Below are 24,439 nucleotides of genomic sequence, written 5' to 3' on the forward strand. Positions count from 1 at the left end.
GTTAGCGTGTCCAGGACGGTATGGACTATACAAGCTCAAGCAAATAAAATACGCTTTAACTCAATTTTTAAATCAGGGAAAAGGAAGGAACGTAATGTATCCGAATGTCCGAAAACTGCACGCTCACGATAACGGCGTTCAGACAGACCATATACTTCAACTGTTTGATTGTGCGCATCGACTATCCAAAACTCTTGGACACCACTACGTTCAAACAACTTGAATTTTTGATTTCGATCTTTGAGCGCCGTAGAAGGTGAAAGAACTTCAACAAGTAGATCAGGACATCCAATTGCCCGATGCTCACAAATTAGTTCCCTCCTGCAAAATACAGATACATCAGGTTGTACGATTGTATAATCATCTGATTTATCCAATTGTACATCAAAAGGAGCGATAAATACTGCGCATCCATCTGTACCGAAATAACTTCGCAAAGCAAAAAACAACTCGCCCACAATCCGTTGATGTGTCGCTGATGGTGCTGGTGTCATATTGAACGGAACACCATCAATCAGTTCCCATTGTCCATCCCAGTGACTGACTTCCTTAATCATGAATTTATGTGTAGAGTCCGTCTCCGTCATCCAATTCACCACCTCAAGTTTGCCTCCATTTTACCACAAACCAAGCAACCTTTCTGAAATAAACAAAAAATCCACAGGAACAAACGAATGCTCCGTGGATTTCCAATAGCTTGTCCAATCAACCAACTTGCCAAGGCCGATTCATCTTTTTCTTCTTTTTAGGCTGCTTAGGGCCTAACTCGTTCCGTGTCATTCGTTGGGGCTCCATTCCTTTTTCAATTCTAGAACTGACGGCTCTAGAAAGTTTGTGGAGATTTGGTGCGAGAAATACGCGTGTCCCAACAGCATGACAATGAGGGCATTCAGCCGTTTCTTTATTGCCAGACATGGATTTAAAGAATAATGTAAAGTCTCCACAGTCCTCGCATCGGAATGTATAACTAGGCAAGGCTAACCCTCCTCATTCAATCACTTAGGTCGAATGTCTTTATCGAAAATTTGTGTAGGAATCGCAATTGTACAGCACGCATTTGGAATATCCACAATCCCATTAATGCGCCCCTCAACAGGTGCGGTACTCAACAACATGTACGCCTGTTCGCCCGTGTACCCGAGCGTTTTTAAATACTCAATGGCGTTTAAACAAGCATTTCGATAAGCAAGATTGGCATCTAAATAATGTTGGCTGCCATCGCGGTCATCTACAGAAATTCCTTGGAAGACAAGGAAATCATTATAATTTGGTTCAACAGGACCAGGCTGGAATACAGGATTCTCTTCAATCTTGTACTTTTCCATGCCGCCCTTAATAATATCTACTTTTAGCTCAATCCAACCGGACATCTCGATTCCGCCACAGAACGTAATTTCCCCGTCCCCTTGTGAGAAATGAAGATCTCCAACAGATAACTTGGCTCCTTCAACGAAAGTCGGGAAGTAAATTCTCGAACCTTTTGATAGGTTTTTAATATCACAGTTTCCACCGTTTTCCCGTGGTGGCACTGTCCGAGCACCTTCTTTTGCAATTCGATCAAATTCAGCGCCTTTTAAATTTCCGAGTACGACACTTTCAGAAGTAGGTGCGTTTGCTAGAGCAGGAACACGGTTTGGATCTGTATCAATTAACTTCTGCTCGCGATCATTCCATTTCTGCAATAGTTCCATAGAAGGCGCAACTCCAATGAGTCCTGGGTGAATCAACCCTGCAAATTTAACGCCAGGCACATGACGGGAAGTCGTATAAATCCCTTCAAAATCCCAAATCGATTTAGCCGCCTCTGGATAATGATCGACTAAGAAACTACCACCATTCTCCTTTGCGAAAATCCCATTAAAACCCCACTCATACCCCTGATGTGCTCCAATATCCAAAATATCAACAACGAGCAAATCACCAGGCTCTGCACCATTCACATACACCGGACCACTTAATACATGGACACGCGTCAAATTAACGGTTCGTACATCTTCCGCACTATCGTTATTTTGAATTTGTCCATCGGTCCATTCCTTGCAATCCATCCTAAAAGACGTTCCAGGGTCTACAGAAAAAGCTGCGGGTATATCCGGATGCCACCGATTGTGTCCCGGATGTGCCTGCTCCTCCATCGGCTTACTCAAATCCAACGCATACATCGTTTTTGCCATAATCCTTCCCCCAATCCTAGTTTTGAATGCGCTTTCATCCTACCAATAACATAGTAATAAGTCAAATAGATAGGAATTTTCCATAATGTCTAAATAAGGATTTTGGTATATTGAGTTGAATCTTCAAAAGTGCTTAATAAATGATATAAATATTTAGTTAAAGGGATTATATTTCATAAAAATTCAATTGCTTAGAAGTAATGTCAAATGAGTATTCTATTAATCTCAGGTTACTCCATTCTAAAGATTGTGCGGGTCTTGTCCCTTTAGTGAATTTACGTTTACCGAAGATATTTTTGAAGTCTTTTACTTCGTCTGGGAAGTGATTGGCAACAACAAAGGCTTCTATCATATTATAGTCACCGTAACTATATTCTTGGTTGACCCAATCTACATACTTCATCAGTTGGCTTACAGTTTCTTTATCAGCTACTCCTCTTTTTATTTCAATAACAAGATACTTGGATATCGTATTAAAACCTTTGATAAATCTATACCCAAAGACGTCCATTTTGTCCATGTAGTCAATAGGTTTAAACGGCGATGCAATGACTTGATGGGTTAAATAATCCCATTCACCAAAAACACTTGTTTTTTTGTTGTAAATATAATCCAAAACACCAGCTTCTAAAGCCATCTCATGTCCGATACTTCCATCAGAGTTAACACAGCAATTTAGTATATTTTCAGAACGAACAAAATAATTATCATTTACAATATTTATTATTCGGTTTTTTAATGTATCGGTTTCGTGATATATATTGTTGGAGGTTATTAGATTCTCTTCGTTATTTTTAAGTATTATATCGAGCAAAGCTTTATTTTCTTTATGGTCAATTTTAATGAATGAGCGTTTCCAGAATGCTCTAAGCATCTTAAAGCTATCAGGATTTGATGATAGTACTTCATCCATATCTACACCTTTCTTAAAAAAATGAGGGGATCCCTTAAAGGTGCATAACATTCTATTTTTAATGTTCTCGTCAGAGTTACTTAAAATCATCTTGTTGCGTAAAACACTATAGTCAAAGTCAGTAGGTAAATCGGATGAGGGGAAATTAAGGAATTTACTATTTCCTTTTATGTTTATTAGTTCTCCTATGCCATAAATTTTCCTTTGGAAAAAGAAATAAACATTATCTCCTTCTGACATAGTCATGTAATCAGCGAATGTTCCTTCGTGGTTGACTCGCCAGTATGCGGTATCTGGTAATTTCATCAACGTACTATAAACTCCATTCTGCATACTGTATTCCAATGAACTTTCATTGTTTAAGTTGAAAATATAACCAGCCATATACTACACCTCATCGACTTTTAAAATACTAGCTACCCATTCTCTATCTAGCCAAAAGGATTGCTTTGCAATCATTCTCCCGTCAGGAAGAGGGACCCTATCGTTACCGTTTCTCCCTTTTGGTCGAATATGACATAATCCATTCGATTTTGGCTTTGGAAGATTATTAGCTATGATTATTCTTTTACGTTGAATTTTTGGTTCTAGATGTATTCCATTATTAATCAAAATTTGAACGTCTGACCAAAATGTTTTCAAACGCCCATTGATCTCACCTGGAGGCATGTTCCATAGTTTTATACCATTAAAGTAAAGTTTTCGATTCGGGTTTTGCTTTTTTGTTTCTTTATACTGAAAGACAACAAACAATATTTTTGTTTCAGAAAAGTAGTTGTATAACCAGCTGTTTTCCCAATCTTCAACTGCCCATTTCATTAAATCGATATTTTTAAATGACATATGTTGCTCGGGTCTGCCGTTGGGTTCAAGGCGTACAGTCTTCAATTGGATATTAGCTTTTACAAATTCATCAATTTCATCAAGTTTAGTGCCCTTGATACCAAGAAGGTTGCTGACAAATATTTGTAGAAAACTTTTTGATTTATAATTTATACTAATCCCTTGACTATAAGAAAGTTCATTTAGATTTTTACCAATAAAAGGTTTAAATTTATCCTTAAGTATCTGGAGTAATGTTCTCTGTTTTAATTCATGAGGAGATGCAATGGAAATTAATTCTTTATTTAAAATAATTTTTCTAACTAAAGCAGTCATATAACTCTGTTTTAGTGAGTAGGCTCGTTGCATGGCGGGCACTTCGCTAAAAGGCTGTTCTCGTAATGAGCTCCGATTTGCTCCTTTTGTGCAAGCTGCAAGGTAGTTCGTATCCGCTTCAGATAGTTCATGTGCAAGCCCTTTTCTAATCTTCTCATTAATTAGTTGCCAGTCCTGTTTTATGATTTCCAAGTCTTCTTCAGCATATCTATGAAGATAACTTTTAATAATCCTATAATCAGCTCTTCTTATTTCTGGAATCCATTCATAAAACATTAACAATAACTCTTTGTTTTTTCTCCAAAAGCTAGAAGTTTCAAAGGTGGTAGTGGATTCCTCCATATAGTTGATAATGTTCAAAACTAATCTCTCTTTTGCAGACAGAGTCCCATTTTTATTTTTCCTGATTGGGGTGACTTTCAACTCAATACCTAAATCTGCAAAATCAGCTTCGCTATTAGAGTTTACCTGATATCCAAAGAAGCTTTCCTCGATAATCTGACCTAAGTGTCCTTTAGAACGTTCATTTTGAACTCTCCCGCTCTTATCTATTTCACCAAATGTTTTTCCTTCGGCTTGCTGAGCCTTATATAACAATTCTTTTTCACTTTGATATAACAATTCTCATCCCCCCTGTGCTTCTTACCAGTATTCTACCATAAAGAAAAAGCTGATACAGATGTATCAGCTGAAAGAAAAGTTTAATTGTATATCAGTCGGTTGACTTGCTCTTTCAATTTCTTCAATTCGTTGTCCCATAATTTTAATTAAATCTACGACAAGGGCATTCCCCATACAGAAATATCTCATACGATCAGACATTCCGGCGGTCCAATTGTCTGGGAATCCATTCAGCCTTTCGCATTCGATTGGTGTTAGGAAGCGTTTCTTGCCGTTCACTTCGACAATGTGAGTACTTCTATTGATAGAGCCTTCACTTGTTAACATTGTTCTTCCGGGCTTGTCCAAATCATCAGTAGGAGACATTCCACCTTCGGAGAAGTTATATTTATGACCATCTGCAGACGTTCGCTCAATTTTCTTTGGTCCTCTTAAATACTTGAACTTTTCTTCTTCGGCTGGTGTCAGATAATACTTTTCCTCTACAAGTTCTTCATCAATCAAGATATCCCTCAGCACAGTGGGTTTCTTTTGCATGGGTGCGACATGAGCAGTAAATATCTTGCCATCTCTCATGATTCCGGCTGTATGGAAATTGAATGAAAACTCATCAGAGATTTCAATAATATCTTCTGGAAGGAAGTCTGCAGAAATGCGTTCTTTGTAAGGTTCCACTTCCACTGGGAATGACTTTGCGAAAAATCCTTCCTTGAAAATTATTTCATTTTTGTCCAATTCACGTTGGTTGATGTCAAAAGGGATACCATTTTTATAGGCAAAAATGAAAACTCTTCTTCTTCTTTGTGCTAAACCATATTCAGCTGCATTAATTACTCGCCATTCCACGACATATCCTAAATCACGGAATGTTGCAAGCATGACAGCAAAATCTCTTCCTCGTTGTGAAGATGGAGATTTGAGCAGTCTATCAACGTTTTCCAGAAGTACATATTTAGGATTTCCGTTTTCCAGTATTCTTTTGATTTCCCAAAAGAGTACTCCTTTTTTACCTTGTATTCCTTTTTCTCCAGATAATGTTCTGGCTACAGAGTAGTCTTGGCAAGGAAACCCTCCGACAACTAAATCAGGAGAAACGTCTTGAAAAAATTCATTTGGTACTGTTGCTATATCTTGATTGCTGTGTTCACCACTAGAGAAGTTGCCAGCATAACAATTAAATGCATCTTGTGCTTTACGGGAAGGTTCCCATTGATTACCCCAAACGACGTCGAAAAGACGGGAGTTGGCTTGCTCTAATCCTTTTCGAAACCCGCCTACGCCAGCGAATAATTCAATTACCTTTAGAGAATTACTGTCAGACATTTTCGAACACCCTTTCGGTTATTTTCTTTATTATAACCTATTTAGATGAAAAGATCAAGATCTAAATGAAAATATTCCAGATTAAATTGAGTTATTTTCTTGGGATTTTACTGCGTTTATGAATTCCATAGTATTCTGAACTGCTTTATCGATATTTCCTCTAATCTCATGTTCCCATACTCTTTTTACATGCCAGTTCATACTCGAATAATAATCCGAAATTTCCGAATCCCTTTCGACGTTTCGTTTGAATTTCTTGTCCCAAAACTCCTCATTGCTTTTAGGGCGCTTGAAATGTTCTGGACAAACGTGCCAGAAGCAAGAATCGACGAATATGACAATTTTGTATTTCTTTATAGCTATATCGGGTGTTCCTTTCAAAGACCTGACATTACGGCGGAAACGTAGGCCTTTTCTCCATAAGGCACTTGCAAACATATCCTCAAGTTTGGATTTTGCTTTGATTTTACTCATCGTCTTGCTCCGCTGCTCTTTGGACATGATGTCAGCCATGATTTTCATCCTTTTTCAATTAGGATTCCCGATATGGAAGAAAGCAAACAATATGAAGTTCGAATATTTACAAATAATAGAAGTTATTTGGAACTAAAAATACAATACTGTTATAATAAAATTGCACTGGTTAATAAGTATCTAAACTAGCGAATATAAATAGAGACATAACCTGTAAGGGGGATTTTTATATGAATTCATTTTGGAATTTTCCTGCTACTTCAGGGGGATTAATTAATTCAATCAACAATGCGGGTATTGAAACATTTCGTGGTAATGAACTTGATTCATTAACTCGTGAGATATGTCAAAATTCATTGGATGCATTAAAGGATGAAACAAAGCCTGTAATTATTGAATTCAAATCTTTTGATATTCCTTCTGAGATGTTTCCGCAGCAGACGGAGTTAGTCGAAGTATATAAAAAATGTGAGCGAACGTGGACTGGTAAAAATGATAAAAGTGAACAATTTATCAAACAAGCACAACAAATTATGGAACAGCCTGAGATTCAATTTTTACGAATTAGTGATTTCAATACAAAAGGATTGGAAGGAGCAAGGCGAGGAGAATTAGGATCGCCTTGGAGCTCACTGATTCGCGAGGCGGGTTCATCCAATAAAGGTGATAGTTCTGGTGGTAGTTTTGGAATTGGAAAATCTGCTCCATTCGCAAATTCAAAGCTTCGCACCCTTTTCTACGAATCTTTAGATTCGACAAACTACAAATCACATATTGGTGTTGCAAACATCATGTCGTTTGAGAAAGAACCGGGGCTAACAACCATAGGTTCCGGCTATTACACAAACGACGAAAACTCCAAAGCAATTCCTGGGTTCTTAAATCTAGACCCAAATTATGAGCGAACAGAAACTGGGACAGATATATATATTGCAGGATTTAAACCAAAACCTAATTGGGTAAATGAGATTCGAAATTCAGTGTTATTTAATTTCTTCATTACTATTCATCAGAAGAAATTGGTTGTAAGAATCGAGGATGAGGTAATCTCTCATGAAAATCTTGGGGAGTTAATTCAATCGCTTGATGAGACAAAGGAAGAATATCGTCACGTGAAATCCTATTATGAGGTTCTTATTTCTAATAAGTCATTAAAAACACCTTCGCCCAAAAGGGAATACAAAACTATTGGGACATTTGAAGAAGGAGAGGCTACCCTTTACATAATGAAAGGTGACGATTTGAATCGACGTGTTCTTATGACTAGAAAAGTGGGAATGCGTCTATTCGAACAAAACCGGATTAGTGGAAGCATTTCATTCACAGGAATTTTAATTATTACCGGTCGACATATGAATCAGGTATTCAAGAAAATGGAAAACCCAGCACATACATTATGGGAACCAAACCGCTATGAACCAAGCCCTAAAGAAGCGGAAAGGGCATTCAGTGATTTGCGAAAGTTCGTGCGGGAAACGGTCCAGCAAACGTTTCAAGTTGAAACTACAGACACAATGGATGCTATTGGCTTAAGCGACTTTTTACCGGATTCACCTATTTTAGGAGAAGGTGAAGAGAAGCGGGAATCACTTACGGTGAAGATTAAAGAATTGAAACAAAAGAAAAAAGCAAAGCAGAAGAAAAAAACAATGAAAAGAACCGGAGGAGAGAGTTTCTTAGACGAATTAGTATCTGCAGGACTATCTACTGAAGGTGATGAATCAGGTCATTCCCCTGAAATCAAAGGAGACGGCACTGGTCAAGGTGGAGGCTCTGGAAATAACAATGGCCAGCAAGGAAGTGTTGATGAGGGAACCGGTACGGAAAAAGAAGGTAAGGAAAAGAAAGAGAAGAACAGGCCTATTGAAATAGAAACGCGATACATTTGTTTGGATAAAGAAGAGGGTTTATATAGGATAAATGTTAAACCGAAGAAAAAATTCGATAGAGGAAGGCTCGAATTTAAAGTGTTAGGGGAGCAAGGCGAGTTTAAACTACCAGTTAAAGACATTGAATCATCCCAAATTGATAACATCACTATCTCGGGCAATATGGTCCGTTTCAAGAATAAAGTCGGCAAAAAGGACATTTTTGTTATGGTGAAAGTTGATTATGAACACTACTGTGTATTGGAGGTGGATTTGTATGAGGTTTAACAGTAACCTTCCATATCCAGTGCTAAATAAAGAAAATGATAACTATCTAGCTTCTCGATTCGAAGTGGAGGTTAAAGCCGAAAAGTCCTTCGGCCAGGTCAAGCTTGAAATGTTTTGCACATTAGAAAACGAAGGTATCAAAAAGCTGATAGAAGAGGGAAATGCGGCATTTGTAATGCATATTGAATGTCCTCAAACGAGTTATCGTTCTATTGTTAAATCAAATATGCCGAGTTTATCTGCACACATTGACGATCAACGACTGCGGGGGAAGATGGAAATTCGTCCGTTTATCATTGCAACCACTACTATTGAAAACTATACAAATATCCAGCTGAATGACTTTTATCGTGACTTACCATTAACATTTGAAAAGGGTAATATGTTGGCAATTGCAGAAGCGATAGATATTATTTTGCACGAAGAGTCTACAGAGACTCAAAATTTACCATCAATAATAACTGTTCGCCGTGTGGAGAAATCGGAACATATGAACATTCAAATGAGCTCTGATCAAATTCTGATAGAATTGCCAAAAGGAATATATGACAAGTATGCTGAATATGCGGGTTCGAGATTAAAAGACACAATTTTAGCTACTGTCTTCACGCCTTGTTTAGTAGATGTCTTTCACACATTGAAAGAGGATACGTCAGGATATGAAGACTATAAGTGGTACCAAGTTCTTGTGCAGATTTTTGATAATAATAATATACCGTTTTCACAAGTGTTAGACGGAACCGTCCCTGTTATCCAGGCGGTACAACTTGTCCTAAGAAATCCTCTCGAAAAATCATTTAAAGAAATTGAAAAACTAATCAAAGAGGAGGACTAGTTGATGAAAATTAAATTCTTATCCGAAAATACATTACAAGACTTACGTGTCAATTATGATACTTATAAGGAACATTACTATAGTAAAGATAACACATGGTTTAATGGTTATTTTGCTCAAGAAGGCGCTACTTTTGAGTCTGATATTGACTACAAGCAACCAAATTTCAATTTTAATAGCGATTATTTGGTGAGCGACTTTGAGAATGTGAAGATTGTATACGAAGCTTTACAGCACTTGACTGTGGCAGAAGCTACTCATGAACGTTTGTGGGCTGGATTAGCTCATATGCAAATGCGGGAATTTAGCTATTACCGCCTATCTATGGACTTGGAAAAGAAGAATGACAAACGAATTCAATCGGCGCTCTTCTTTACCCATGGTGCAAAACGATCTCTATATGTTCATTTGTTAGCACGCCTATGGTGGGTAGGTTATATGACTGATGATGAAGCAAATAAAGAGGATCCGTACTGGCTAACAGAGTTTTTCTCATCGGCGGATTTTTCAGCTAGGTGTGTTGTCTTTTTCTCTAGTAACTTCACTTCAAATCGTAATATTACAAAAGGAGTTTTACGTGCCCTTATAACACTTAAAAACGAAGGCTTTCAAATCAAACGAGAGCATTTTGTAGAGGCGAACCGGTACCTTAACATCTTAGGCGGTGCAATGATTCTTGATATGCTGAAGGAAGATGAAGTATTAGAGATAATTATGGCTAGAATTAAGAAAGTTTATAATCTTGATAAGGTCGCAGTCTTGATTTGAATAGAAAAAAACAGAATATATCAGCCGGCTTCTGTTCGGTTCAAATAACATGAACGGCAGAGCACGAATCATTGGGGCCCTGCCGTTCATTAAGATCTTATATTAAAAAGGAATTTCCTTAAGTATGAATGTTGTTAAAGACTTACTTGCTCGTATTTCTGCATGTCTTTGAATAACTAATGTCGTATTTACATTCAGAGCAAGGAAGACAGTCTAAGAGATCGACGTCCTGTCGCAACGACAGCATAACCTACTTAGTGCAGGCTTCCTTATTGTCATTCAACCATAAAAAATAACCCATCCTTGAGTTAGCGGCTCAGTTAGGATAGGTTATTTCCTCATCTGCCGATCCCCTTTTGGGAACCTGCTATTACATTGACCGTTCAATGTAACAGCATTGGACGGTCTCTTTTATTTTATTCAATACCTATTCTTAGTATACAGGGGCAAACGTGATTATTCAAGTCGTTGGAAAGAACTTGTAGTCTCAGGATAGTTGTATTTCAATATAGCTAGTTGTTATATATACATACAACGGCATGAGTTTTCCTGTAAAGAACTATCCAACTTTGAGGATCGACCCGTCTCTCTCAGTTCATACATTTTCCCCTTTTTCCAACAAACTCTCTCCCTGATTCCCCGCAGCATCCACAACCGTTACCCTTACACTTTCCGGCACATCCAACTCAACTTCAAACGTACCATCTTCATTCAACAAAAACGGTACAGGCTTACCAGGTTTGCCATCCTTCATCAATTGATAAGACGCATTCAACTTTTCATTCACATCAAATCCTTCATTGAGTTCATCCATCAATTTCGCAAAATCAATATACTGGTCGGTTACTTGTCCAGTAACTGTCGCCCCTTGGATTGCTCCAGTGATTACAGGCTTTGTCGATTTCACGAAAATCGGCCCGATGCTTGCGGTTAGTGGCTCGGCGTTTGCCATTCCGGTGAAGTCGATGGAATAGATGCCGTCCGCTAGCGTTGCTTCTTCGTTTGTCCAACTGGACGTGTACTTGTGAAGAAGTGGGAATTTGCGTGTGCCTAGGCTTAATCCGTTGTCATAGAACAAGCTGTCTACTGGTGCTTTTGACAAGTAGTCGGTAATTTCTAGGGTTGGGTAGGACAAGTCACTGTTAATGGACAATGTGATTTCAGTTGGAGGTGCTTGTTCTTCATTGCCAAACGATAGATCTTTTTGAGTTATGCTCAGTTCCTCAATGGCTGGCGTGACGGTTGCGCCGTTGCTAAAGTCTGCGGCAAAGGGCAGTGATACGTCCACCGATTGCTCGCGGTCCGTAATATGGATATAGCCTAGAATCTCATCTCGGTATTTCGTCTGTTCGTTTTTGGCAGCTGTTAAGGTGACATGGAGCAGTTGCTCGCCGTCTAGTGTGAATGAAGGCGGTTCGACAGTTATTGTTGCACCGTCAAACGGTTGCGTGACGTGTACGGTGACGTCGTAATGCCCACCAGTTCCTTTTATATCCTTCACAAGCATAGGTTTTGTAAGGGTGATCGCCTCTGATAATGTTACAGCTCCGAACGTCACAGCCCCTTTTTGATTCTCAACGAGTTCTCCCTCGCCGGTTGCATCGATTTCCTCAAGGGCATAAGCGAGAATGGTAGGGTGAACCGCTGCATATGGTCGAATACGGCCAGCCCCTTGATCAAATACGTTGTACACAGTCGTATCGAGTACTTTTGCAGTGTTTGCCATGGCCACTTTAATATCAAATGGCGTCCAATCAGGATGGGCTTGTTTTAAGAGTGCAGCGACGCCTGTGATATAGGGTGCTGCTTGGGATGTACCTGTCTCGCGTTTAAACGCGTCTGTATAATCGTCAGCTTGACGGTATCTTGGCATCGTGGAAAGGATGTCTGTTCCAGGTGCTAAAATATCAGGCTTAATGTCAAAATTCGGTCGTGAAGGTCCTCGTGAGCTGGAGCTGTCAATTTCGTCATGGATGGTTGAGTTGCCGACAGCAATTCCGAGACGGGCAGTTCCTGGCGCACGGACGGACCCACGAACTGATCCGGTATTGCCGGCTGTACTAATGACAACGACGCCAGCGAGGACTGCGTTGTTTACGGCAATCGACAATGCGTGGTTTTCCATGTCGCTATTATCGCTTAATGAAAGATTAATTATATCCATTCTTTGTGCGACTGCTTCTTCAATTGCTCGTAAGATGGTTGATGTGTCACCGCTCGTGTAGGATCCAAAAATACGGTAGGCGTACAAGTCGATTTTCGGTGCAACCCCTTTTACGCCAAATGCATTTTTACCTGCAATAATGCCTGCAATGTGCGTTCCGTGATACGTCTCAAAGCGTGCGCCAGACGTCGATGCTTTTTCAGGAGCGCCTGTAGGACGTTCGTCTGGGAATGTTTCGGAAGGGTCATTTTCATCTCTCGTTCGTGCGTATTTTTCAGGATCTGATTGATCAACAAAGTTCATCCCGCCACGATAGGCATGTTGAATGGCAGGATGGTGTCTGTCAATCCCTGAATCCAGCACAGCCACTTTGACCCCTTGTCCTTCTATCCCTTCCGCCCAAAGTGCTTTTACTTCTGAATAAATGGCGTCCATTTCATGTTCCGAGGATGCCTCAACGTCTGTCGAAGTCGCACCTGATGCCAAAACCTTGAAGTTTGATTCAATCAATTGGATGTCTTGTATGTTACAAAGTTTCTTTACATCTTTTGATGGAATGGTTGTCGCAATTGCATTTAACAAGGTGTTAAATGAATGGAACTTTTTAAAGGGAATGTTCATAGACTTCATTGCGTTGAACACTTGCTGTTGTTGGACGTGCACAGTAGCTTCAATTTGCATTGCGTTTTCCGTTGTGAAAGGGGTGCCGTTCATTTCCGCCATCCGTTTTTGTACAACTACGGGTTCTTCCGTTAAGTGAAGAATGATGTCAATTTCTTCGTTATCCAATGCCGTTTCATATAAGTTGTGCATAATCCGCTCTCCTTTTATTCCCGAGACATGGTAATTCGCTACTTGTAACATACGTACTTTTCACATAATTTTCAATGGGATGTGACAATCATGGAGGTTTTTGTGTCTTGGTGGTCAAGAGGATGTAGGGAATGGAGAAATTAGCTTGTTCTGGCGGATAGAGTCGATTGCTTCAATACTAAATGTTGTGCGGATTCACTTGCTTGTTTTTTCGTTGTCTAGTACACTACATTCAAACGGCCGTTTGAATGTAGTGTTTATCTAAAATTGGGGGAATAACATATGGAAATATATGATGTAGTCATCATAGGAGCAGGTCAGGCGGGGATTGCGGCGGGGTATTATGTAAAACAGACCGGACTTTCATTTGTTTTGATTGATGGGCACAAAGAGATTGGGATGTCGTGGAGAAATCGCTATGATTCGTTAGTGTTATTTACACCTAGAAAGTATAGTGCGTTGCCTGGTTTGAGGATGAATGGACGGCCGAAAGGGTTTCCTACGAAGAGCGAAATGGCTACCTATTTACAGCAATACGTCAATCAAAATGACTTACCGATTAAGTTGAATACGACAGTTAGCAGTGTGAGTAAACGTCGAGGTATCTACCTAATTGAAACGAATCAAGGAATCATCCAAGCGAAACGAGTTGTCATTGCTTCGGGTGCTTTCCAAAAACCGTTTATACCGCCAGTCGTTGTGCGTGCAGAAGACAAACCGTTTCAACTGCATTCATCAACTTATCGCTCTCCAGATCAATTACCAGAAGGCCCGGTGTTAGTTGTAGGTGGCGGGAATTCAGGTGCTCAAATAGCGGTTGAACTAGCTGGTGAGAGAGAGGTGACGCTCGCAGTCAGTCAGCCGCTGAAATTTATGCCGATTCAATTTCTAGGTAGACCGATATTTCACTGGCTCGATGTAATCGGGTTGCTGCATGCTGGAAGAGATACCGTAAAAGGTAGATGGTTTAGAAAGCGCAAGGACCCGATTTTTGGGAAGGAATTAAAGGTGTTCATTGATAATAAGAGAGTGGATCTTAAACCTAGAGTAGTTAAAGTTGTAGGCGATAAGGTGCTTTTTAGTGACAACAGTGAACGCAATTTTGAAACCATTGTTTGGTGTACAGGTTTTGTTCCTGCCTACGATTGGATTCAAATTGAAGGTGCACTTTCGTCGAATGGATCTCCTCTGCATGATAGGGGAGTGAGTCCGATTGCAGGATTGTATTACATTGGGTTACCGTGGCAGCATCAGCGGGGTTCTGCTTTGGTTTGTGGCGTTGGTATGGATGCAGCTTATATCGTTTCACATATGAATGAGAGTGGTTCGTGAAGTGAAGATGTGTTATTAATTCTAAAAATTCAATTGAATTCCGTTGTGTTGTTGGATAAGATTGTATGAAGTGGTATTTCGTGTGGTGAGTCTAAGTAGAGTGATAGAGAGAAAATATGGGGGTATGTCGGTGAATTCATTCAATTTGATTGCCTTGATAGCAAGTTGTATTGGTTGGCTTGCCATTTTGTCCATCGCGCTTCGCGTATATAAGCGACAGGTGGAGAAGCCTAAACGCTGGTACGTTGTATTATTCATATTAGGAGGTCTTTTATCGTTCTCATTCAACGTGGTTTTATGGGGAGAGTTGGTGAGGTTCGCGTTTTTACCCCTTGGTGTGTGGATTTTGTATGCTTTTTTGCGGCGAAAGGAAGGGCGTTGGAAGCTGTATCGGCCCTATGCTTGGCTAGGGTTTTGGGGGAATTATATTTTTCTGGTGACTACGTTGCTCGCCATTCCGATTCACGCTGCAATTTACCCTGCAGATGATCCGTCCACGTATATTTCAAATGTGAAGAATGCATCACTTATTCACTTGCATCCTTCTGCTCGTGGAGAGGGGATTCAGAAAGAGCATCTGTTAAGTCAATTGGAGTCGATGAAGCCGGAGATGTTTTTTACGGAAGAGTGGTATGAGGCGACGTATTTGAATCGAGAGGAGAATGAGCGTGAAAGAATGCCTTATCAACTTATTGGAGTAGCGCCCAAATGGGGAAGTGGACGAAGCGCGGTACTATTCATTGAAGAGGATGGAAAAGGAATCCTGCTAACGACTGAGGAAAAGCAGTATTACTATCGGCTAGATGCTTCTGTTATTGAGGGGGTGGAGAGACATGATGAAAGGAAGACGCAAAATCTTTACAATAGTGGGCTCGTTTCTCGTCGTGTCCTTTGCGCTCGTCATCTATCTGGTTTATTTTTCTAAACCGGGAGTTCTACCGAATGAAAAGCAAATGGTTGAGTTGATACAGAAGGACGTTCCACGAGTAGGTATTAAAACCGTTCAAGATACGCTTACGTTGGATGAACGGCACGTAGTCGTTCCTTTTATTACAAATAAGGATGAGTATTGGCTAAGTTACTGGGAGTGGAAGCGTAATAAATGGACGGTATTGGCTGCGGATACAGGGAACGAACCGAAGTTATGGAAAATCGATAAGAACGATCCATCGTCGTATTGGTTCGTGTGGAATTTCAGACCTGAAAACGATGCAACTTCCCTTTCCTTTTATTTGCTGAATCAGAGAAGATACGGGCAATCGAATGGAGAGGAATATTATTATCCTCAGGTGCAACTTGAGGAGAGCGTTGTACTGACAACGAGTCCCTTTGGCGTAATGCAAATACCTAAAGAGTGGCAACAGCATCACACAGAACTTCAACGCATACAGCCTAAATCCCACACTCCTATGTATTATCCATTTTCTAATATAGGATACGAGTTGAATTTAGGATGGATTGCCTATGATGAAGCGCATGAAGAAATCTTTTTATCGAATGGTTCGAGCGGAAATACCTCTTACATCAATCACAACGTGAACGTTGAGTATATCTGGCGGTTGTCTGCAGACCAACTTGAACGAGGGGAGTAAGGCATGGATATCCAAACGTTGAAAGAAGAACTTGCTGCGCTAACAGAGACGATTTATTTTGACGAACAGAATTTTTTACGTGAGCATTCCTCTGATCCGTTACAGTTGCGTCGTGTCATCGACCTTGCAGAACAAGCGGTAAAGTCGAATGAAGACGAACGCTTTTTTCTATACGGGACACTAGGAAACTTATATCGGATACTTGGAGAGCCGAAGATGTCTATTCATTATTTGAAATTGAATCTACTGGATGCTGAGAATTCTCGATCTGCTCCTAGAGAAATTGTCACGTTAATTCGCCTTGGAGAGGCTTTGAAATACGATGGGCGGCATGAGGAAGCAATGGAAATGTTCAATCGTGCATCGTTACGATGTGAAGAAACGGATGATACGATTTATAGGGATTTTGTTTTGCAACATAAAGGCAAGTGCTTGTTGGAAATGCATAAGGTTGACGAAGCGATGGAGTGCTTTCGGCGAGCGTTGACGTTAAGGATGGAGAAAGGGGATGTGGCTTTGATTCATTCGACGGAGCGGGCATTGGTGTTTGCAAGAAAGTTACTAGCGAGTGATGGGAATGAATAAAGGTAACCATACTGCGCTTCAGCGATTCATTCACTATGGAACAATCATTGGTATTTTTGCATTGATCATTCCTGCTACTTTTAATAATGCGTTTTTCTATCTTATATTCTTGCTCATGGGTGTGAACTTGTTTAATAGTTTTGTTCGGATGGTGAAAGGAAAGTGGATGGTCGTTGGATTAGTTGCTGTAAGTGTGTTGCCGTTAGGTTTGTATTTGTTGATTAGTGGGATGAACTAACGTGTGTAGTTTCCGAGGAAATGAAGTTGATAAGGAGGGGTTCTCGTGGCGACAATGCTGACATTAGGTGTACTCATCGTAATTAATTTCATCTTATGTAGCTTTATAAGTTTCCTCTTTCGTAAAAGACGTAAGGTGGATTGGGGCATTGCCTTCGTATTCAGTTTTGTCATTGCACTTTTTTCGATTTGGTTGTTGGACGGGTGACGGAAGTTAAACTGAGCAAGGCCAATTTTTAGTGTATAAACGAAAAATAACCCATCGGAGAGTAGCTCTGATGGGTTATTCCGATTACCTCTATTTCTTTTATCCGCTGCCCCTTAGGGAAGCTAAACCGTAAATCTACTCATATCACTTTGCAAGTTCTCGGCCAATTGAGAGAGCGTTTGTGCATTTGAAGAAATTTCTTCATTTGCCGCAAGTTGTTCTTCAGTAGCTGCGCTCGTAGATTGAGCTTCCGATGCAGCTTGTATAGCAAGTTCTTGCACTTGTTTAGCACCACCGGATACCTCGTCAGTCATCACGCGAATCTGTTCAATCGCGGCAGAAACTGTTGTCACTTTCGTACTCACTTCAGTGGAGGCGCATTCGATTTTCTCAAATACATCTCTCGTCTGTTCTGTCACGACACGACCTGCTTCTACACGTTCATTGCCATCTGTCGTACTTGTAACGACTTTTCCTACGTTTTGAATCATCATGTCAATCACTTGGCCAATTTCGACGGCTGATTGTTTAGATTGCTCTGCAAGGTTCCGAACTTCTTCAGCAACAACTGCAAATCCTTTTCCGTGTTCACCTGCGCGTGCAGCTTCAATTGCCGCATTCAATGCTAGTAAATTCGTTTGTTCTGCGATAGCCGTAATGACAGATGTTACGCGACGAATTTGCTCTGAGTGAGTCGCCAAGTCACCGATAATTTCCGAGGAATGTTCCATTGATTTGCTAATTAAGAGCATTTGTTCAGAGAAGTCTTTCATTAACGTCGCCCCCTCATGAACGAGCTTCGTAACTTTCTCAGTAGATTGCATCATTTCTGCGTTCTCTTCGTTAATGCGCAAGATCCCTGATGTCATTTCTCCCATTGCGGTCGTCGATTCATTAACAATGCTTACTTGCAAATCACTAGCAGTTAAGTTTTTCTCCGCAATTTCAGCAACCATTTCCGAAGCGGCTAGGCTTTCTTCTGAACTCGCTGAAAGTTCCTCAGCTTGAACAGCAAGTTGTGTCGCTGAATTTCGTGTATTTGTAATGATTGCACGCAAATCCATTACCATTTCATTAAAAGCGTTGGCCATGTCACCAATCTCATCTCGATTTTTAATCGTGACAGGTTCAATCGCGAAATTCCCGTCTGCAATTTGTCGCAATGAAGTTGTCATCGTACTGACTGGGCGAGCGATACTACGGCTAATGAGACGAGCAATAACGATGCTCAAGATAACAGCAAAAATCATTAATCCTATCGTAATCATTCGGATTGTAGACAATAAGTTCTGTAAATCTTGCTCAGTAACGGCTTGTTGGCTAACTTGATGTTGGATGAGTTCTTCAATATTATTTGAGATCTGATTTTGATAAACCGCGGATTCTTTTGCAATTACCAATGCTTCTTCTTGATTACCATTTTGAAATTCTTGAATCATTCTTTTGGTTGTTTCATTGTAACTTTCTCTACCTTGTACAATCTCGGAAAGTGTGACGCGTGCGGATTCCGTGCGGACTAGTTGATCCAGTTCACTTAGAATCTCGTCACCTGTAGTAAGAATCTTATCTTTGCCTTCCAGATACGTTACGTCATCATACAACATGTATGCTCTAAGAAAGCTAGCGATCTGATTTTGATTAGCAGACAATTGTTCAAACAACAGTACCTTTTTTATTTTATCATTAATTAAATATTGGTATTCTTTATCAATAGATGATTGTGCGAATAATCCAGAAATGCCTATCAACATCATGATAATTAAAGTGGATGTGAAGCCAATCCATAATTTTTTTCCTACGTTAAATTTCATAAAATGTAGTATCCTCCTATGATGTTAATGTTTAATCTACTAATTATAGTTTATTATTTAATAGGATAATAGAGGTATTATTTTACAGTAGGTAGAAAGTTGTGTTGAGACTAATCGGTTCATAGATTACTTGTTGTTCTAAATGAGTTGAATTCGTGTACTGCCAATGTCTACTTACTCCGAGTTCGCCCCATACTATCTCTGAGGTGGTCATATGACGATTGTACGACTTGGGTATGTGGCGATGAGCATGGAGTTGAAAAATGCATCACCATCCAAAACAATGACATTTGCGCAGTTTCAAAAAATTGGTGACCGGGAAGCGGCCATTCGCAAATTGGAACGCATTGCGCTCGCAAACTTAGAAAACACACATCGGTTGCTTAAGCATAATGTGTTCAATGCAATTCATTTTTATCGGTTAACCTCTCGTCTCATTCCGTTGGCAAATCATGAGGAGCTGAGCGATTGGGACTATATGGAGCCGTTAACTGAAAAGTTGGCGGAAATCGGCGAGTTTGTAAAGAAGCACAACATGCGGATCGATTTTCATCCAGACCATTTTGTCGTCCTCAATTCCATGAAAAAAGATGTCTTGCATAATTCCTTAACCACTTTACGGATGCATGAAGAACTGCTTCTAGGAATGAACATGGACGCGACCCATCGTTGTGTCTTACACGTCGGTGGAAATTATAAAGATACGGAAAAGTCGTTGGAGCGTTTCGCTACAAATTGGCATGAAGTCCCCCGTTCTGTACAACAACTCATTATGCTCGAAAATGATGATACATCGTTCACACTGGAAGACACACTTTACCTTTGTGAGAAGCTCAGCATTCCTCTAGTCTTTGATTACCATCATCATTTGGCGCATCATCGTAACGAAAACTGGGTTGAGGATTGGGGGAGGGTTGTTGCGACTTGGGACACTTCGCCGCTACCCATTAAAATGCACATTTCCAGTCCGAAAAGTGAATTCGCTTTCCGCCACCACGCCGATACGGTGGACGTCGATATGTTCTTTCAGTTTCTGAATGAAATCAAAGGGACTGTTCCTCAAATCGATTGCATGATTGAGGCAAAATTGAAGGACGCAGCACTCTTTCAGCTGATGAAGGAAGTAGGGCGGAGAGCGGACGTGGAAGTGATTGATAGCTCGTCGTTTTATTTGAAATAAGTATGTGGAATAAACAAGCGATTTCCTAGTATCGGGAGGTCGTTTTTTTGATTAGCGAAAAGAGTGGGTCGGTGTTGCTTTATACAGTGTGAAAGATTGAATGGAGTGGAGTTGGGGAGATGTCTACTTGAATAGAGGCGGATTTGTCGTGATGTTTGATTATCTAGGGTAAGTTAAGATCCATTATATGGTAAGTGGTGATGAAGTGATGTTGAGCGGTGATAAAGTGCGCACGAGCGGTGATAAAAGGCGAATAAGCGGTGATAAAGAGCCGACAAGCGGTGATAAACTGTAGCTAAGCGGTGATAAACGAAAATCCTGCACGGGTGACCGTTTGGAATGCTAGGGAAAATAGGTGAAAAGGAGCGAATCGGTGGTAAAGTGCTCAGAAACGGTGGTAACACCCTCCGAATCGGTGGTAACGTCGAAGTTCTACAATGGCACCCGCTGTTTCACACTTGAGATGATGTACATGTAAAGAATTTAGGCGGAAAAGAGAGAATCGGTGATAACGGCCAGCGAATCGGTGATAACCTCCTCAGAAACGGTGATAACGGCCAGCGAAACGGTGATAACCCCACTCGAATCGGTGATAACCTCCTCCAAATCGATGATCCCTCCACTCCTCCTGATCAGTACGCACACAACTACATCTCATTTCTGCCAATTAACCCTCCACCTTGAACCTGAATAGTGCTGAAAAATGCCAAAATAGCCAGAACGTATTGAGTTCTACGTCTAAAAAAGGTACATTCGCTTCAGTGAATGCTTATCAATTGATAAGACTGAAAATTCTACAATAAAGGTGGTACCCGATATGAAGAACGATAAAATTTCATCCATATTAGAAAAAGAACTTGTCATTGCACTTGGTTGTACAGAACCGGTTGCGATTGCGTATGCAGCGGCGACTGCGAGAAGTCATGCGCCTGGGATGATTGAGGAGCTCGTTGTAAGTGCGAGTGGCAATATTATTAAGAACGCGAAGTCCGTTGGGATTCCTGGGATGTCTGGTAAAGGGTTGGATTTCTCTGCTGCGATCGGAGCGGTTGCGGGGAATGCGAGTTATGGTTTGGAAGTGTTGAAAGGGCTTACAGCGGAGGACGAGCGTTTGGCGGAGGAGTTGCTTGAAGCAGGTAAAGTGAAAGCGAGTCAGGCGGATACACCGAAGTTGCTCTTTATTGAAGTGATCGTCAAAACGGATCTTCATACAGCGCGTGTTATTATTGCGGATAACCATAGTAATATTACGTTGATTGAAGTGGACGGGGAAGCGGTGTTCAAGGGCGGTTGCGAGAACATCGGCATGAAATCTTCCAAAGAAGAGTTGGATGAATTGTCTATTGACGAGATCTATGACTGGGTTTGTAAAGTCGATATTGAAGAGCTCGGGTTAATTAAGAAAAGTATTGAACTGAATCGCATCATTGGAATTGAAGGACTTTCTGGGAATTATGGTTTAAATGTCGGGAAGACGATCCGCCAAAATGTGGAGAGAGGTCTGTTATCGGATGATTTGGCAACTGCAGCGATGTCGTTAGCAGCGGCGGGATCTGATGCGAGGATGGCTGGTTCGACGTTACCGGTGATGGCCAACACAGGAAGTGGGAATCAAGGAATTGCGGTTACATTACCGGTAGTCGGTGTAGCAGAAAAGTTGCAAGTCGCTGATGAAAAAATGATCCGTGCAGTGGCACTCAGCCATTTGGTGACCATTCATATTAAGTCGAAGTTTGGTCGGTTATCAGCATTATGTGGCGTAACAACAGCGGGTATGGGCGCGAGTGCGGCGATTGTGTACTTGTTGGACGGAACGTTAGAGCAAGTGAAAGCGGCAATTCAAAACACGATCGGCAATGTGTCCGGTATGATTTGCGACGGTGCAAAAGCAGGATGCGCCATGAAAGTTTCCACGAATTCGAACGTCGCGGTCCAATCTGCATTATTGGCGTTGTCCGATCATGGCATTCAATCGACGGATGGCTTCATTCATGATGACGTCGAAAAATCCATTGACGCTTTCTGTACACTTGGCAATGAAGGTACACGCCAAACAGATGAATGGATTTTGAAACTGATGATGGATAAATAAATACTTGAATAAGGGGACAGGCACCAAAACAATTCCGAATTGTTTTGGTGCCTGTCCCCGTTTTATTTCATATCTTGTCCGCCTTATTAATACAATGTAGAAAGGGTTGGAAAGGATGAGGTGTTGAAGAGAGGCTTATTGTTTGCGGGTGCAATTGTGGTAGGAATGGTTTTAGGGATTCTGGTGACAGTGTTGATGGAATCGTTATGAATCATTGAGTAAAGCAAAGAAAAGCAGAGCCTTTAATAATGGGGCTCTGCTTTTTATTCAAATAAGACCGAGCAGTACGCCGCCAATCGCGCCGGTTACGACAACAATCCAAGGCGGTAGTTTCCAGTACGCCAGCATAGTAAATAACACGGCGGCGAGTGCAAAGTCAATCGGTGCCGCGATGGAGCTTGTCCAAATTGGGAAATAGAAAGCGGAAATGAGAATACCAACGACTGCCGCGTTAATACCCATAATTGCTCCTTTAATGTTCGGGTTCGAGCGTAATTGATCCCAAAAAGGCAATGCACCGAGTATAAGTAGGAATGCGGGTAGGAAAATTGCCACTGTGGCGACTAGGCCTCCTAACCAACCATTCATGACCGTTCCTAAATACGCCGCAAAGGTGAATAAAGGTCCGGGGACGGCCTGTGTTGCACCATATCCTGCTAAAAAGGCTTCTTCGTCGATCCATCCAGTCGGCACGAAGGCTTGTTCAAGTAGTGGTAGTACGACGTGTCCGCCACCGAACACTAATGAGCCGGATCTGTAAAAGCTATCAAACATTGCGACCCAATAGGAACCTGTTATTTCTCGTATGACCGGCAATGCAAAAAGTAACGTGAAAAAGAGTCCCAAACAGATGGTGGCCACTTTCTTCGATATGGGAAAGTGTGAACTTGTTTCTTGTTCCGCATCGTGCCGTTTGTATAGCATGAAGCCGAGCAGGGCGGCGATTAGGATGACGCCGATTTGGGTCATGGCGGATTGCCAAATGAGTGTCCCGATAAGTGCAAGGAGTGCAATCTTTTTTCGTTTATTGTCAGGAGTCAGGTTTTTAGCCATTCCCATGATTGCGTGGGCAACGACAGCGACAGCGACAATTTTTAATCCATGAATCCATCCTGCATTTGTTGCATCAAATTCATGTAACAGCATGGCGAAAATCATAAGTGCAATTACAGATGGAAGTGTAAACCCGATGAAAGAAACAATCCCACCTACTACACCCGCTCGCATTACCCCAATACCGATGCCGACTTGGCTACTCGCCGGTCCAGGTAAAAATTGTGCGAGGGCGACTAAATCTGCATAGTTTTTTTCGCTCATCCACTTGCGTCTACGGATATACTCTTCGTGGAAATAGCCTAAATGCGCTATCGGTCCACCGAATGAAGTTAAACCAAGTCGAGTTGAAACGAACAGAATTTCTAAAAGTGATCGGAAACCTCTTTTTTCGTTTTGTTGATTCATCATGAACTCCTTTGTTAGTAGTCTTTGATTTCTTTGAACAGCTCGTATGCCTTTACACGGGCTTCAGTTAGAATGTAAGCCCCTTTTTCGGTTGTCGTGTAATATTTTCGGATTTTCCCATCAACATTCCGATCTTCCCGGACGAGCAAACCATCTGCCTCCATTGAATGAAGAATGGGGTAAAGTGTTCCTGAACTGATGGAATACCCATGTTCTTTCAGTTCCTCTACCATCCACGCGCCGTAAACAGGGTGCTCTTTTGCGTGGTGAAGGATATGGATGTGAATGAAACCGAGAAAAAGCTTACGCAATACTTTGTCTTCCACAGTAGACACCTCCTTGATAACGAAAACCGATATTGCGTTACGATACTAAAAATATAACATGATGTAAGTGTGATTTCTGTGAATTTACATATTCTTAACATGGTAGTCGTATCTCTTTGCGGGTGGACGATGCGAAAATGATTACCAAAAATACCCCAAGTTCTCGCGTCTTGTAAGTTCTGATAGGCCTTGGTATGATGTGAAATATTAGAAAGA

23 protein-coding genes are annotated in these 24,439 nt (G+C 41.0%); 11 read left to right on the forward strand and 12 right to left on the reverse strand.

What is annotated here, in order from left to right:
* Positions 1–35 precede the first annotated feature (35 nt).
* The 7 genes from QT711_RS08705 to QT711_RS08735 all read right to left on the reverse strand — a co-directional run bounded on the left by QT711_RS08705 (position 36) and on the right by QT711_RS08735 (position 6,702).
* Positions 36–587, reverse strand: coding sequence for a Uma2 family endonuclease (locus QT711_RS08705; RefSeq protein WP_317943485.1), 552 nt, complete (start codon positions 585–587; stop codon positions 36–38).
* A gap of 118 nt (positions 588–705) precedes the next feature.
* Entirely contained in the window at positions 706–975 is a 270-nt protein-coding gene (locus QT711_RS08710) for a zinc ribbon domain-containing protein (RefSeq protein ID WP_317943487.1), read from the reverse strand.
* A gap of 20 nt (positions 976–995) precedes the next feature.
* Complete coding sequence (gene fmdA / locus QT711_RS08715; protein ID WP_317943489.1) at positions 996–2,174, reverse strand: formamidase; 1,179 nt, start codon at positions 2,172–2,174, stop codon at positions 996–998.
* A gap of 166 nt (positions 2,175–2,340) precedes the next feature.
* Positions 2,341–3,471, reverse strand: a complete 1,131-nt coding sequence (locus QT711_RS08720; protein ID WP_317943491.1) for a PDDEXK family nuclease — start codon at positions 3,469–3,471, stop codon at positions 2,341–2,343.
* Between the two features lie 3 nt (positions 3,472–3,474).
* A complete protein-coding gene (locus QT711_RS08725) occupies positions 3,475–4,866 on the reverse strand; it encodes a Sau3AI family type II restriction endonuclease (protein WP_317943492.1) in 1,392 nt (463 codons plus the stop codon).
* 63 nt (positions 4,867–4,929) lie between these two features.
* A complete protein-coding gene (gene dcm / locus QT711_RS08730) occupies positions 4,930–6,189 on the reverse strand; it encodes a DNA (cytosine-5-)-methyltransferase (RefSeq protein WP_317943494.1) in 1,260 nt (419 codons plus the stop codon).
* Positions 6,190–6,270: 81 nt separating this feature from the next.
* Positions 6,271–6,702: a very short patch repair endonuclease gene (locus QT711_RS08735; protein ID WP_317943495.1), complete on the reverse strand. Its 432-nt coding sequence runs from the start codon at positions 6,700–6,702 to the stop codon at positions 6,271–6,273.
* A gap of 191 nt (positions 6,703–6,893) precedes the next feature.
* Between QT711_RS08735 and QT711_RS08740 the strand changes: the two genes are divergently transcribed.
* Genes QT711_RS08740 through QT711_RS08750 form a run of 3 tightly spaced genes read left to right on the forward strand, consistent with a single transcriptional unit; the run spans position 6,894 to position 10,422 of the window.
* Positions 6,894–8,819 carry a hypothetical protein gene (locus QT711_RS08740; protein WP_317943497.1) on the forward strand — a complete coding sequence of 642 codons (1,926 nt, stop codon included), beginning with the start codon at positions 6,894–6,896 and terminating at the stop codon, positions 8,817–8,819.
* Entirely contained in the window at positions 8,809–9,654 is an 846-nt protein-coding gene (locus QT711_RS08745; RefSeq protein WP_317943499.1) for a hypothetical protein, read from the forward strand. Before QT711_RS08740 ends, QT711_RS08745 begins: the two co-directional genes overlap by 11 nt.
* Positions 9,655–9,657: 3 nt before the next feature.
* On the forward strand, positions 9,658–10,422 hold the full coding sequence (locus QT711_RS08750) for a DUF6339 family protein (protein ID WP_317943501.1): 765 nt from the start codon (positions 9,658–9,660) through the stop codon (positions 10,420–10,422).
* 595 nt (positions 10,423–11,017) lie between these two features.
* Here QT711_RS08750 and QT711_RS08755 read toward each other — a convergent pair.
* A complete protein-coding gene (locus tag QT711_RS08755) occupies positions 11,018–13,399 on the reverse strand; it encodes a S8 family peptidase (protein ID WP_317943503.1) in 2,382 nt (793 codons plus the stop codon).
* Between the two features lie 288 nt (positions 13,400–13,687).
* Here QT711_RS08755 and QT711_RS08760 point away from each other — a divergent pair, with 288 nt between their 5' ends.
* The 6 genes from QT711_RS08760 to QT711_RS08785 all read left to right on the forward strand — a co-directional run bounded on the left by QT711_RS08760 (position 13,688) and on the right by QT711_RS08785 (position 17,353).
* Positions 13,688–14,731, forward strand: coding sequence for a flavin-containing monooxygenase (locus QT711_RS08760; RefSeq protein WP_317943558.1), 1,044 nt, complete (start codon positions 13,688–13,690; stop codon positions 14,729–14,731).
* A 130-nt stretch (positions 14,732–14,861) separates the two neighbouring features.
* Positions 14,862–15,656, forward strand: coding sequence for a hypothetical protein (locus QT711_RS08765; RefSeq protein WP_317943505.1), 795 nt, complete (start codon positions 14,862–14,864; stop codon positions 15,654–15,656).
* Positions 15,565–16,323 carry a hypothetical protein gene (locus tag QT711_RS08770; RefSeq protein WP_317943507.1) on the forward strand — a complete coding sequence of 253 codons (759 nt, stop codon included), beginning with the start codon at positions 15,565–15,567 and terminating at the stop codon, positions 16,321–16,323. Before QT711_RS08765 ends, QT711_RS08770 begins: the two co-directional genes overlap by 92 nt.
* Positions 16,324–16,326: 3 nt before the next feature.
* Positions 16,327–16,908, forward strand: coding sequence for a tetratricopeptide repeat protein (locus tag QT711_RS08775; RefSeq protein WP_317943509.1), 582 nt, complete (start codon positions 16,327–16,329; stop codon positions 16,906–16,908).
* A complete protein-coding gene (locus tag QT711_RS08780) occupies positions 16,901–17,146 on the forward strand; it encodes a hypothetical protein (RefSeq protein ID WP_317943511.1) in 246 nt (81 codons plus the stop codon). Before QT711_RS08775 ends, QT711_RS08780 begins: the two co-directional genes overlap by 8 nt.
* A 45-nt stretch (positions 17,147–17,191) precedes the next feature.
* Entirely contained in the window at positions 17,192–17,353 is a 162-nt protein-coding gene (locus QT711_RS08785; RefSeq protein ID WP_317943512.1) for a hypothetical protein, read from the forward strand.
* Positions 17,354–17,475: 122 nt separating this feature from the next.
* Here QT711_RS08785 and QT711_RS08790 read toward each other — a convergent pair whose 3' ends face one another.
* Positions 17,476–19,164 carry a methyl-accepting chemotaxis protein gene (locus QT711_RS08790; RefSeq protein WP_317943514.1) on the reverse strand — a complete coding sequence of 563 codons (1,689 nt, stop codon included), beginning with the start codon at positions 19,162–19,164 and terminating at the stop codon, positions 17,476–17,478.
* A gap of 214 nt (positions 19,165–19,378) precedes the next feature.
* On the opposite strand from QT711_RS08790, the gene uvsE reads away from it, so the two are divergent.
* On the forward strand, positions 19,379–20,344 hold the full coding sequence (gene uvsE, locus QT711_RS08795; protein WP_317943515.1) for a UV DNA damage repair endonuclease UvsE: 966 nt from the start codon (positions 19,379–19,381) through the stop codon (positions 20,342–20,344).
* Positions 20,345–20,827: 483 nt separating this feature from the next.
* On the opposite strand, the gene QT711_RS08800 is transcribed toward uvsE, so the two are convergent.
* Positions 20,828–20,950 carry a hypothetical protein gene (locus QT711_RS08800; protein WP_317943516.1) on the reverse strand — a complete coding sequence of 41 codons (123 nt, stop codon included), beginning with the start codon at positions 20,948–20,950 and terminating at the stop codon, positions 20,828–20,830.
* A gap of 211 nt (positions 20,951–21,161) precedes the next feature.
* Between QT711_RS08800 and QT711_RS08805 the strand changes: the two genes are divergently transcribed.
* Positions 21,162–22,436, forward strand: coding sequence for an L-cysteine desulfidase family protein (locus tag QT711_RS08805; protein WP_317943518.1), 1,275 nt, complete (start codon positions 21,162–21,164; stop codon positions 22,434–22,436).
* Between the two features lie 267 nt (positions 22,437–22,703).
* Here the strand turns inward: QT711_RS08805 and QT711_RS08810 are convergent, their stop codons facing one another.
* Together QT711_RS08810 and QT711_RS08815 are read right to left on the reverse strand one after the other, a co-directional pair.
* On the reverse strand, positions 22,704–23,897 hold the full coding sequence (locus QT711_RS08810) for a chromate transporter (protein WP_317943520.1): 1,194 nt from the start codon (positions 23,895–23,897) through the stop codon (positions 22,704–22,706).
* Between the two features lie 14 nt (positions 23,898–23,911).
* Positions 23,912–24,223, reverse strand: a complete 312-nt coding sequence (locus tag QT711_RS08815) for a PadR family transcriptional regulator (RefSeq protein ID WP_317943522.1) — start codon at positions 24,221–24,223, stop codon at positions 23,912–23,914.
* Positions 24,224–24,439: the final 216 nt, after the last annotated feature.

It is taken from the genome of Sporosarcina saromensis (assembly GCF_033253735.1).
Lineage (GTDB): Bacteria > Bacillota > Bacilli > Bacillales_A > Planococcaceae > Sporosarcina > Sporosarcina saromensis.